This is a genomic window from Pseudomonas sp. HP_12 (genome assembly GCF_055283955.1).
In genome coordinates, this window is the sequence record NZ_JBTOQG010000018.1 from 24167 (window position 1) to 36465 (window position 12299).

At 61.7% G+C, this 12299-nt stretch carries 12 protein-coding genes; 9 read left to right on the forward strand and 3 right to left on the reverse strand.

Going from position 1 to position 12299, the window contains the following annotated elements; translation table 11 throughout:
• The first annotated feature begins 31 nt into the window (after positions 1-31).
• The 8 genes from ACYASU_RS13990 to ACYASU_RS14025 all read left to right on the forward strand — a co-directional run bounded on the left by ACYASU_RS13990 (position 32) and on the right by ACYASU_RS14025 (position 8951).
• Entirely contained in the window at positions 32-556 is a 525-nt protein-coding gene (locus ACYASU_RS13990) for a (2Fe-2S)-binding protein (protein ID WP_122536674.1), read from the forward strand.
• Positions 553-1539 carry an FAD binding domain-containing protein gene (locus tag ACYASU_RS13995; protein WP_463583140.1) on the forward strand — a complete coding sequence of 329 codons (987 nt, stop codon included), beginning with the start codon at positions 553-555 and terminating at the stop codon, positions 1537-1539. Before ACYASU_RS13990 ends, ACYASU_RS13995 begins: the two co-directional genes overlap by 4 nt.
• A 47-nt stretch (positions 1540-1586) precedes the next feature.
• Positions 1587-3755, forward strand: coding sequence for a xanthine dehydrogenase family protein molybdopterin-binding subunit (locus ACYASU_RS14000; protein WP_463583157.1), 2169 nt, complete (start codon positions 1587-1589; stop codon positions 3753-3755).
• A gap of 235 nt (positions 3756-3990) precedes the next feature.
• A complete protein-coding gene (gene choX / locus ACYASU_RS14005) occupies positions 3991-4932 on the forward strand; it encodes a choline ABC transporter substrate-binding protein (protein WP_463583141.1) in 942 nt (313 codons plus the stop codon).
• 39 nt (positions 4933-4971) lie between these two features.
• A complete protein-coding gene (locus tag ACYASU_RS14010) occupies positions 4972-5907 on the forward strand; it encodes an alpha/beta hydrolase (protein ID WP_463583142.1) in 936 nt (311 codons plus the stop codon).
• Between the two features lie 335 nt (positions 5908-6242).
• A complete protein-coding gene (locus ACYASU_RS14015) occupies positions 6243-7682 on the forward strand; it encodes a cytochrome ubiquinol oxidase subunit I (RefSeq protein WP_192173262.1) in 1440 nt (479 codons plus the stop codon).
• A 3-nt stretch (positions 7683-7685) separates the two neighbouring features.
• The gene (gene cydB / locus ACYASU_RS14020; RefSeq protein ID WP_282369700.1) at positions 7686-8693 is read left to right on the forward strand and encodes a cytochrome d ubiquinol oxidase subunit II; all 1008 of its coding nucleotides are present in this window, start codon (positions 7686-7688) and stop codon (positions 8691-8693) included.
• A 57-nt stretch (positions 8694-8750) separates the two neighbouring features.
• On the forward strand, positions 8751-8951 hold the full coding sequence (locus ACYASU_RS14025; protein WP_122536681.1) for a DUF2474 domain-containing protein: 201 nt from the start codon (positions 8751-8753) through the stop codon (positions 8949-8951).
• 103 nt (positions 8952-9054) lie between these two features.
• On the opposite strand, the gene ACYASU_RS14030 is transcribed toward ACYASU_RS14025, so the two are convergent.
• Both ACYASU_RS14030 and ACYASU_RS14035 read right to left on the reverse strand, forming a co-directional pair.
• Positions 9055-10179 carry a methyltransferase gene (locus ACYASU_RS14030; protein ID WP_463583143.1) on the reverse strand — a complete coding sequence of 375 codons (1125 nt, stop codon included), beginning with the start codon at positions 10177-10179 and terminating at the stop codon, positions 9055-9057.
• 147 nt (positions 10180-10326) lie between these two features.
• Positions 10327-10575, reverse strand: coding sequence for a helix-turn-helix transcriptional regulator (locus ACYASU_RS14035; RefSeq protein ID WP_192173259.1), 249 nt, complete (start codon positions 10573-10575; stop codon positions 10327-10329).
• A gap of 319 nt (positions 10576-10894) precedes the next feature.
• Between ACYASU_RS14035 and ACYASU_RS14040 the strand changes: the two genes are divergently transcribed.
• Positions 10895-11671, forward strand: coding sequence for a ferredoxin--NADP reductase (locus ACYASU_RS14040; RefSeq protein WP_463583144.1), 777 nt, complete (start codon positions 10895-10897; stop codon positions 11669-11671).
• Between the two features lie 139 nt (positions 11672-11810).
• On the opposite strand, the gene mscL is transcribed toward ACYASU_RS14040, so the two are convergent.
• Positions 11811-12260, reverse strand: a complete 450-nt coding sequence (mscL, locus tag ACYASU_RS14045) for a large-conductance mechanosensitive channel protein MscL (RefSeq protein ID WP_192173257.1) — start codon at positions 12258-12260, stop codon at positions 11811-11813.
• Positions 12261-12299 lie beyond the last annotated feature (39 nt).

The following is a 12299-nucleotide window of genomic DNA, read 5'->3' on the forward strand; positions in this document are numbered from 1 at the left end:
CGCTGATCGAGTACCTACCGTGAGGCTTCCCATGAGTGCAACCAATGAACAGGCGTTCGCAGGGCATTCCATCGCCCTGACGTTGAACGGCCAGACCCGACAAGTGGACGTACAGCCCTGGACCACGCTGCTGGATCTGCTGCGCGAGCAGCTCGATCTGGTCGGCACCAAAAAGGGCTGTGACCACGGCCAATGCGGTGCATGCACCGTGCTGCGTGACGGCAAACGCATCAATGCGTGCCTGACCCTGGCGATCATGTGTGACGGCGCCGAGCTGACCACGATCGAAGGGCTGGCCAACGGCGACACCCTGCACCCGATGCAACAAGCGTTCATCAAGCACGACGCCTTTCAGTGCGGCTACTGCACGCCCGGGCAGATATGCTCGGCAGTGGGCCTGGCCAACGAAGGCCGCGCCAGCACCGATGACGAAGTGAAAGAACTGATGAGCGGCAACCTGTGCCGTTGCGGCGCCTACAGCAACATCCGTGCGGCGGTGGTTGAAGTCTTGCCATCGATGAATGCCGCACCGGATCAGGGAGGGCGCGGCCAGTGAATCCCTTCAGCTACAGCAAGCCGTCCGACATCACCCAGGCGGTCAACCTCGCAGGCCCTGCCAGCCGTTTCATCGCTGGCGGTACGAACCTGCTGGATTTGATGAAAGAAAACATCGCCCGCCCCGAGCACTTGATCGACATCACTGGCCTGCCGCTCAAGGACGTTCGCGCAACCGACAGCGGCGGCCTGATGATCGGCGCGCTGGTGAGCAACGCTGACCTGGCGTGGCACCCGCTGATCGAACGTGATTATCCATTGTTGTCCCAAGCCATTCTGGCGGGCGCCTCGCCCCAATTGCGCAACATGGCGAGCACCGGCGGCAACCTGTTGCAGCGCACCCGCTGCTACTACTTCTACGACTCAACCGTGCCGTGCAACAAGCGCGAGCCTGGCACGGGTTGCCCGGCTAAAGACGGTCTGAACCGCATCCACGCGATCCTTGGTGCCAGTGATGCCTGCGTCGCGACGCACCCGTCGGACATGTGCGTGGCCTTGGCTGCGCTCGAAGCCCGCGTGCACGTTCAAGGGCGTGCCGGTGCGCGCGTCATCGAGTTTGCCGACTTCCACCGCTTGCCGGGGCATGCGCCCCAGCGCGACAACCAGCTGGCCGACGATGAACTGATTACGGCTGTCGAACTGCCTGCGCCGCGTTTCCAGCAGCACAGCCACTATTTGAAGATCCGTGACCGCGCGTCTTACGCCTTTGCCCTGATCTCGGTGGCCGCTGCCGTCGAACTCGATGGCGACGTCATTCGTGATGTGCGCATCGCCTTGGGTGGCGTGGCACACAAGCCTTGGCGCGACACGGCCGTCGAACAGTCGCTCAAGGGCCAGCCGGTCTCGCGGGAAAACTTCGTTGCTGCTGCCGACGCGATGCTGCGCGACGCTCAGCCGCTGGCGCACAACGCTTTCAAGATCAAGCTGGCCCGCCGCGCGATCGTTCGCGCCTTGAGCGACGCCACCTTGGGAGGGACTGTTTAATGAACGCCAACACACCAATCCCGGGAAGCTCCGCGCTGGGCCAACCGATGGACCGCGTCGACGGACGCCTGAAAGTCACCGGCCAGGCCCGCTATGCCGGTGAGTACCCAGAGGCCGGGTTGCTGCACGGCAGCGTGGTTTCCAGCACTATCGCCTCCGGCCGGGTTGTCAGCATTGATGCCTCCCAGGCGCTGGCGGTGCCCGGCGTGGTGGCGGTCATCGATCACACCAACCGCCCGCACATCGCCAGTTATGACGAGGACTATCAGGACGCCGACTCTGCGGAAGGCTCGCCGTTCCGGCCGTTCTACAACGACCGCGTGCTCTACAGCGGCCAGCCTCTGGCGCTGGTGGTGGCGGACACCCTTGAGCTGGCGCGGCATGCCGGTTCCCTCGTGCGAATCGAATACGAAACCGATTCGCACCAGACCGACCTCAGCGTCGGCCAGAGTGACGCCCACACCGCGCCGGCGGAAACGCCAAAGCCGCGCGGGGATTTTTCAGGCGCATTCGCCCAGTCCGCAGTGACTGTCGACACCCACTACAGCACGCCCAACGAGCACCACAACCCGATGGAGCCCCACGCGTCGACGGTGTTTTACAAGGCCGACGGCAGCCTGGAGATTCACGATAAAACCCAAGGCACGCAGAACTGCCAGGACTACCTGCACAGCGTATTCGGCCTGGAGAAAGAAAAGATTCGTGTCCTCGCCGCCTTCGTCGGTGGCGCCTTCGGTTCCGGCCTGCGCCCGCAATACCAGCTGCCACTGGCCGTGATGGCAGCGCTGAAACTTCAGCGCTCGGTACGCCTGACGCTGACCCGCCAGCAGATGTTCACGTTCGGCTATCGCCCCCAGACCCTTCAGCACATGCGCCTGGGCGCTGCCAAAGACGGCAAGCTGACAGCGATTGCCCACGACGCGATCGGCCAGACCTCGCGTTTTGAAGACTTCACCGAGCACGTCGTTGAATGGAGCGGCATGCTCTATCAGTGCGACAACGTGCAGTTGAGCTACAAGCTGGCGCCGCTTGACGTTTACACGCCGCTGGACATGCGCGCACCGGGCGCCGCTTCCGGCATGGTCGCGCTGGAATGCGCCATGGACGAGCTGGCCATTGCGGCCGGCATCGACCCGGTGCAACTGCGGATCGTCAACTTTGCCGACAGCAACGGCAACGAAGGCAAGCCTTATTCCAGCAAGGAACTGCTGGCCTGTTACGAGCAAGGCGCCGAGCGCTTCGGCTGGAGCAAGCGCAACCCCGAGCCGCGCAGCATGCGTCAGGGCCGTCAACTGGTGGGTTGGGGCATGGCCGGCGGTGTGTGGGAAGCCATGCAAATGCCGGCCAGCGCCAAGGCCAGTATCGACAGCAGCGGCAAGATCACCGTCAGCAGTGCCACCACTGACATTGGCACCGGCACGTATACGGTCATGACTCAGATCGCCGCCGAAGCCGCCGGTGTGAATCCGGACGACGTTACCTTCGTGCTGGGTGATTCTTCGCTGCCGACGTCGCCGTTGCAGGGTGGCTCGTTCACCGTGTCGTCCGTGGGTACTGCCGTGCAGCAGGCCTGCCGTGCTTTGCGCGCCAAGCTGCTCGACGCCGTGCGCATGGCGCATCCGCAATACGCGGTGGTGGACATGGCCGATGTCGGTTACGGCGACGGTTATCTGCTCATCGACGATCAGCGTTTTGCCTATGCCGACATCGTCCGCGAGTCGTCCCACGAGACGCTGGAAGTACAGATCGACGCCAAGCCTGACGACAAGCGCGAAGGCTATTCGACGGCGACTCACTCGGCGGTGTTCGTCGAAGTGTTGGTGGACGAAGACCTGGGCACCATTCGCGTTAATCGTGTGGTGGACGCAGTCGCGGCGGGCCGCGTGGTCAACCCGAAAACCGCGCGCAGCCAGATTCTCGGCGGCGTGGTCTGGGGCATTGGTCAGGCGCTGCAGGAAGAGAGCCAGACCGACCACAATCTCGGGCGCTTCATGAACCACAGCCTGGCCGAGTACCACATCCCGGTGAACGCCGACATCGGCGAGATCGACGTGTTGTTCGTGGAAGAGAACGACGACATCGTCAATGATCTGGGCTCCAAGGGTGTAGGCGAGATCGGCATCGTCGGCGTGGCTTCTGCCATCGCCAATGCCATCTTCCACGCCACGGGCAAGCGTGTTCGGGAATTCCCGATTACGCTGGATAAAGTGCTGTAACCCACGCCGGACCTGATCGTTCTCACGCTCTGCGTGGGAACGATCATCTGCTACTGAACCCCCTTCATTCAATGTCGCCCCAGTGCAAGCACAGGTCGCGCTGGTGCGCTTGATGCTCAGGCCTGCTGCGTACCTTGCATCGACGCGGCAGCCATCGAATTGCCGCGGGTCTTCAAGCCTTGAAAAACTGCCGAAAAGAGCTGAATAAAATAACGAGCCGACCCGAGGAGCACCCATGAAGTCATTTATTCGTCATTTCAGTTGCGCTGTGTTGATGCTGAGCAGCACCGTCCTGCTGGCGGCGGAACCCGCCAAATGCCAGAACGTGCGCATGGGTGTGGTCAACTGGACAGACGTCGTCGCCACCAGCGCTGTCGCCGAAGTGCTGCTGCAGAACATGGGGTACGACGTGAAACAGACCAGCGCCGCCCAGCAAATCGTCTTCGGCGGTCTGCGTGACGATCGACTCGACGTCTTCATGGGTTACTGGAAACCGGCGATGGACAAGAACATCGCGCCCTTTGTGGCGGCCAATCAGGTCAAGGTGCTCGACGTGCCGAGCATGAGTGATGCCCAAGCCACGCTGGCGGTGCCGGATTACGTGGCGTCAGGCGGGCTGAAAACCTTCGGCGATATCGCCAGACTCAAGGACAAGCTCGGCGGCAAGATCTACGGCATCGAGCCCGGCACCGGTGCCAACGCCAACATCAAGGGCATGATCGAGAAGAACCAGTTCGGCCTCGGCGGCTTCCAGTTGGTCGAGTCGGGCGAAGCCGGCATGCTCGCGGCGGTGCAGCGCGCGATCAAGCGTAACGAATGGGTGGTATTCGTCGGCTGGACCCCGCACCCGATGAACATCAATATGAAGATCGCCTACCTGACCGGCAGCGAAGACGTGTTCGGCCCGGGCGAAGGCGCGGCGACCGTTTCAGTGGTGACGGCGCCCGATTACGCGGCTCGTTGCCCGAACGTCAGCAAGCTGATGAGCAACCTGAAGTTCACCGCCGCTCAGGAAAGCCAGATGATGGTGCCGATCATGGACCGCAAGGCGCCGAACGACGTTGCCCGCCAGTGGCTCAAGGATCATCCTGAAGACATGAAGCGCTGGTTGGATGGCGTGACGACCTTCGATGGCAAAGACGCAGCGACCGCCGTGCAAGTGGCGGTGAATAAATAAACAAGCAAGCCTGGCCAAGGGCTCGGGCTGGAGCAGCCAATGCCCACGTCGTACCTGCTGTCCCCCGAGATGTCGGCGTTCGTGAACAAAACGCTGAGCTTCAGCGCCGCGTCCGAGGACATCAACGAGCAGCGCCGCGCGTATTCCCGGATGAGTGAAGCGTTCACTCCGACCCGTCCGGCGAACCTCGACGTCAGGGATTTCGCCCTCGGCGGGGTGGCGGTGCGCAGTTACCGACCTCGGCGGCTGTCCCTCGAACACCCGGCGCCGTGCGTGATGTATATCCACGGCGGCGGCTGGATGGTCGGCGATCTCGATTCCCATGACTTTCTGACCGCAGCCCTGGCGGCCGACCTCAACGCCGTGGTCGTCGCCGTGGATTACCGGTTGGCGCCCGAACACCCATTCCCCGCAGGATTCGGTGACTGTCTGGCGGTCTGGCACGCCTTGCAGATTCAGGCGCAGCGGCTGGACATCGACCCGCGTCGCATCGCCATTGCCGGGGACAGCGCCGGTGGCAATCTCGCCGCTGCGGTGTGTCTGGCGCTGCGCGATTCCGGTGAGCGTCAGCCAGTGGGGCAGGCGCTGATCTACCCCGAGCTCGGGGGCGACACCGATCTGCCCTCACGCCGTGAGTGCGCCGACGCACCGCTTCTTTCCACCGATGAGCTGGGTTTCTACCGGCAGATGTACATGGCGCCGGACGAACAATCGGCCTATGCCCGTCCGCTCCGCGCAGCTGATTTCCATGACCTGGCGCCTGCGTTCATTGCCGTCGCGCAGTTCGACCCGTTGCGTGACGACGGTGTTGCCTACGAGCGCGCGCTGCGTGAAGCGGGCGTGCGCACCGAGTTCGATCCCGGCCTCGGGCTGCTTCACGGTAGCCTCAGGGCCAAAGGCCAAGTGCCGGAAGTCGACGCGCTTTATCAGCGACTGATTTCTGCGCTGATGGGCTTTATTCGCGATCCGTTGTAGGACCTTCTACTAGCGCTTTGTCAGTGCTGCGCTGCAATTCCACGCACCCTGTTCTGTTTCCCGCCAACTGCACCGCCCTGGCGGGTGAGTCAACTCGCCACGCGACAAAAGACCACGCAGAGCAAGTGCCGAAATGGGACTACTCTTTCACTGTCAGCTGACCTGGATCAATGCTCTGAACTGTATTGATCGAACTGGCCGCCTGACGCATCCCCCGGTCGCCGACCTGAGCACGAATCCAAGAGAACAAACGCCACACCTCGTACTCAATACACCGGGGGCAGTCGCTGAAGGCCCTGAGTCTGAAGCCAGTTCCACCTGATAGAGGAAGACCTATGTTCGGCTTAGAGGCGCTCGATCTCGCCCGAATCCAGTTTGCGTTCACCGTTTCATTTCACATTCTTTTCCCTGCCATCACCATTGGTCTGGCGAGCTTCCTTGCGGTGCTTGAAGGCTTGTGGCTGAAAACCCATGACAACACCTACCGCGACCTTTATCACTTCTGGTCGAAGATCTTTGCCGTCAACTTCGGCATGGGTGTGGTTTCGGGTCTGGTCATGGCGTATGAGTTCGGTACCAACTGGAGCCGCTTCTCCGATTTCGCCGGCGCGGTCACCGGGCCGCTGCTGACCTATGAAGTGCTCACCGCATTCTTCCTCGAAGCGGGTTTTCTCGGCGTCATGCTGTTCGGCTGGAACCGCGTCGGTCGCGGCCTGCACTTCTTCGCCACGTCAATGGTGGCCGTCGGCACACTGATTTCGACCTTCTGGATTCTGGCTTCCAACAGCTGGATGCAAACCCCCCAGGGCTTCGAGATCGTCGATGGCCGGGTGATTCCGGTGGACTGGTTCGCGGTGATCTTCAACCCGTCGTTCCCGTATCGACTGACGCACATGGCAATCGCTGCCTTTGTCGCAACGGCGTTCTTCGTCGGCGCCTCGGCGGCCTGGCACCTGCTGCGTGGCCGCGACAACCCGGCGATTCGCAGAATGCTGTCCATGGCCATGTGGATGGCGTTGATCGTTGCGCCGATTCAGGCAATGGTGGGCGACGCTCACGGCCTGAACACCCTGGAGCACCAGCCGGCCAAGATTGCAGCCATCGAAGGTCACTGGGAAAACGTCGGCGACGAGCCGACCCCGCTGATCCTCTTCGGCATCCCGGACATGAAGGAGGAGCGCACCAAGTACGCCGTCGAGATTCCGTACCTGGGCAGCCTGATCCTGACCCACAGCCTGGACAAGCAGATTCCGGCGCTGAAGTCCTTCCCGCCGGAGGACCGTCCGAATTCGCTGATCGTGTTCTGGTCGTTCCGCGTCATGGTGGCGCTGGGCATGCTGATGATCGCGGTCGGTCTGTGGAGCGCCTGGCTGCGCTGGCGCGGCGGGCTGTACACCAATCGCTGGTTCCTGCGTCTGGTCATGTGCATGGGGCCGGCCGGTCTGATCGCCATGCTGGCGGGCTGGTTCACCACCGAAATCGGGCGTCAGCCGTGGGTCGTCTATGGCCTGATGCGTACTGCCAATGCGGCGTCCCGCCACAGCGTTGAGCAGCTGAGCATCACGCTGGTGTTGTTCGTCGTGGTGTATTTCCTGCTGTTCGGCACAGGCTTCGGCTATATGATGCGTCTGGTACGCAAAGGGCCCAAAACCCACGAAGGGGATACTCCGGCACACGGCGGACCTGGGCAGAAACGCACCCCGGCGCGTCCTCTCTCTGCTGCCGATGAAAGCAGCACGGACCACCGCAAAGACAGCCTGACTGAGGGGAACTGAGCCATGGGTATCGATCTTCCACTGATCTGGGCCGTGATCATCATCTTCGGCGTCATGATGTACGTCATCATGGACGGCTTCGATCTGGGCATCGGGATACTGTTCCCGTTCATGAAGGACAAGACCGACCGCGACGTGATGATGAACACCGTCGCGCCGGTCTGGGACGGCAACGAGACCTGGCTGGTGCTGGGCGGGGCCGGCTTGTTCGGCGCCTTCCCGCTGGCCTACTCGGTCGTGCTTGAGGCGCTGTATCTGCCGCTGATCTTCATGCTGTTCGGGCTGATTTTCCGCGGCGTTGCATTCGAGTTCCGCTTCAAGGCCACTGACGTCAAGCGGCACCTGTGGGACAAGGCGTTCATCGGCGGTTCCCTGGTGGCAACGTTCTTCCAGGGCGTGGCACTGGGCGCGTACATCGACGGCATTCCCGTGGTCGACCGTGCCTATGCCGGAGGCGGGCTGGACTGGCTGACGCCGTTCTCGATCTTCTGCGGTCTGGCGCTGATCGTGGCCTATGCCTTGCTCGGCTGCACTTGGCTGATCATGAAAACCGAGGGGCCGCTGCAGAAAGCCATGCATGACCTGGCACGTCCCCTGGCCCTCGCCACATTGGTGGTCATGGCGATCGTCAGCCTGTGGACGCCGCTGGCCCACCAAGCCATCGCCGATCGCTGGTTCAGCCTGCCAAACCTGTTGTGGTTCATGCCGGTGCCGGCGCTGGTCATGCTGACGATGTACGGCCTGTTCAAAGCGGTGGCGCGCAATGCCAACTACGCACCGTTCCTGCTGACGCTGGTGTTGATCTTCCTCGGCTACAGCGGGCTGGGTATCAGCCTGTGGCCGAACATCATTCCGCCGACTGTGTCGATCTGGGCAGCGGCATCGCCGCCACAGAGTCAGGGGTTCATGCTGGTCGGTACGCTGTTCATCATTCCGCTGATCCTGGGTTACACGTTCTGGAGCTACTACGTATTCCGCGGCAAAGTCACCCACGAACACGGCTATCACTAGCAGGTAATGGCCCCGGTTTCTCCTCGGGGCCCCACTGCGGGAGAAGAGGGTTTAGCGATGTCGGTTAAAGAATCTGTTCAGCACGACGCCCGGAATCAGGATGAGCACAGGCGCGAGGTTGATCCAGCGCAGGGCAAGCCACTGTGGCAGCGCATCGGCTGGCTGGTGGTCATCTGGACCGGCAGCGTGCTGGCGCTGTTCGTGGTCGCCATGCTGCTGCGCATGTTCATGACGGCGGCAGGCATGAAGTCGCACTGAGTGATGCTCACTCAATAAAAAACCCGCTTCGGCGGGTTTTTTTGTGCGGTCATGTTGGCGTTGCAGCAACACGGTGTGTGCGAGCTTGCTCGCGAAGAGGTTTCTACTTACGCGCCTTGAGAATCACGAATTTCGGCGTCGCCGCCACTTGTTCCACGCCCCTGAACAACCGCGCCAGTTTGCTGTGATAGCCCAGATGCCGGTTGCCGACGATGTACAGCGCGCCGCCGGTGACCAGTGCCGAGCGCGCCTGCTGGAACATCCGCCAGGCGAGGAAATCGCCGACCACTTGCTGCTGGTGGAACGGCGGATTGCACAGGATGACGTCCAGCGAATCGGGCTCCTGCGCCGCCAACCCGTCACCTGCGTGAATCACCGCCGGACGCTCGCCGAAGGCCAACGCCCAGTTCTCCTGCGCCGACTGCACCGCCATGAATGACTCGTCCACCAGCGTGTAATGGGCGTCGGGGTTTTCCAGCGCGCTGGCGATGGCGAGCACGCCATTGCCGCAACCCAGATCTGCGACCCGCGCTGAGCCCAGGCCCTTGGGCAAGTACGGCAGGAAGGCGCGGGTGCCGATGTCCAGACTGTCGCGGCAGAACACGTTGGCGTGGTTGATCAACTCGATCTTCGGCTCGTCCAGCGTGTAACGGGTGGGGTAGGGCGAGGGCTGCACGGTTTTGGCTTCAGGCGTGCAAAACAGCAGCCGGGCCTTTTTCACCGCGAGCGATGCCTGCACCGGGCCGATGTACTCTTCCATCAGCTCCCCGGCGGAGCGTGGCAGGTGCTTGATCATGCCGGCAGCGACGACTCTGGCGTTCGGGGCCAGTTGGCCCTGCAAACGAATCAGCTGCTCTTCCAGCAAGGCGAGGGTCTTGGGTACGCGAATCAGCACCCAGTCGAAGGGACCGGTCAACGGCGCGCTCGCCGGGATCACCGGCACCGCGTCGTAGGTCAGGCCATTGCGCACCAGGTTCTTTTCCAGGGCCTGAGCGCTGAGGTACGAATCCGTGCTGCTGACCACCGTGGCATGGGGCGCAAGGCTCGCTGCGAGCGCGCCGAAACTGTCGTTGAGCACCAGCACCCGGGTTTGCAGCGTCACGCCCTGTTCAGCGACATGGTTGAGCAGGTACTCGTCGGCAGCATCGAAGGCCTGCAAGGGCTCATCCGACTGCTCCGGCTGGCGGATCAGGTCGAGCTGGGCAAACGGGGTGGTAAGCAGCGGCATGGGCGGAGCAGTTCCAGTCGTTGATGGCGCGACCGGCGTATCGGCGGCAGTTACACCTGCGCCGGCGTGTCCAGGTTCGCAAAGCCGGCGATTTTACGTGTTTTTGCCCGCGCGCACCGGGCTTTTCTCCCCTGCCTCACCTTGCGCCTAGATCACCCCATCTTTCGTTGCCTGGACCACTGCTGACATCTTGTTGCAGGCGCCGATCTTCTGGATGGCTTTGCCAACGTGGAAGTTAACGGTGCGCGCTGTGACATCCAGGATCAACGCGACTTCTGCCGCCGTCTTGCCAGTCGCGGACCACTTCAATACCTCTACCTCTCTGATCGTCAGGCCCTTGTAGGCGAGCGTCTGCGCGTTCGCCGTGCAGTCTTCCCCCAGCTTCCGAATACCCATCGTGTGCCTCCATGCTCAGTCTTGATCGTCCTGATCGAAGTCTAGGAAACAATTACGGCCCGGGATGGAGCGCGGTTCGTGGTCGCGTCGAAGTACCGCCCCGATTAGCTGCAGACATGATTTGGAAAAGCCAATGGAATCAGAAGGTTAGGACGATTGTGTGCGTCTGCATGAATCACCTGGCGATAACGCCGATAGCGAAATGCTCTAAAAATCGCATCAGTCGTTGCGGATATCACTACAAACCGGTGGTGTTTATCACGGCGGGTTTGCGGGACACTGATCACCCTTTTTGTGAGACAGGAGCCAGGAGCGCCCCATGACTGCCAGTGCAGATAAATTCACCCGGCAAACGCTGCTGGACGTTACGCCGCTGACTCCCAGTCTCTTTACCTTTCGCACCACCCGCGATCCCGGTTTCCGCTTCACGGCAGGACAATTCGCCCGTCTGGGCGTGACCAAGCCCGACGGCACCACGGTGTGGCGGGCGTACTCGGTGGTGTCTTCGCCCTTCGATGAATTCCTCGAGTTCTTCTCCATTGTGGTGCCCAACGGCGAGTTCACCAGCGAGCTGAGCCGGCTTCGTCAGGGCGACACGCTGATGGTGGAAAAACAGGCGGTGGGTTACCTGACCCTTGATCGCTTCACCGATGGTCGCGACCTCTGGATGTTATCCACAGGGACAGGCGTTGCGCCGTTCCTTTCGATCCTGCAGGACTTCGAGGTCTGGGAAAAATTCGAGCGCATCATTCTGGTGTACAGCGTCCGCGAGTCCCGGGAACTGGCCTACCAGCAGCTCATCGCCGAGCTGACCCAGCGCGAATACCTGGTCGAGTACGCGCACAAGTTCAGATTCATCCCGACGGTGACGCGGGAGCCGCATCCCGGTGCGCTCAACGGACGGATTACCACGCTGATCGAAAACGGTGAGTTGGAGAAGGCGGCCGGCGTCGCGCTGACACCCGAGCACTCACGGGTGATGATCTGCGGCAATCCGCAGATGATCGAGGACACCCGCGCAGTACTGAAAACCCGTGACATGCGCCTCGCGTTGACGCGCAAGCCGGGACAGATCGCGGTGGAGAATTATTGGTAGGTGTGTGCTGCGGTAGCTGCTGAAAAGCCTTTGTGGGAGAGAGCTTGCTGGCGAAGGCTTACTTTCATTCACTAGAGAAAGTGGCTGAATGCCCCGGCCCCTTCGTGAGCAAGCTCACTCCCACATGTTATGACCGGCCTTAAACGAACCGGTCAGGCGTCACTGGCAGTGGCGCAGCCGGCTTGCTGTTTTGCTCTTTCAGCAGGTCGCGGATTTCGCCCAGCAGCAGCTCTTCCTTGGACGGGGTTGGCGGCAGGGTCGGTGCTTTGGCCTCTTCGCGTTTCAGACGGTTGATCGCCTTGACGCCCATGAAGATGGCGAACGCGACGATGATGAAGTCGATCACGGTCTGAATGAACTTGCCGTAGGCCAGCACCACCGCAGGTGCAGTCCCTTCAGCAGGCCGCAGCATGATGGCCAGATCACTGAAGTCCACGCCGCCGATCAGCAACCCGAGGGGCGGCATGATTACATCGCCGACGAACGACGAAACGATCTTGCCGAATGCCGCGCCGATGATGATACCGACGGCCATGTCGACGACGTTTCCTTTTACGGCAAAGGCTTTGAACTCGCTTAGTACGCTCATGGGTGTATTCCTTTGTTACAGATGAGAGTGGTAAATGCA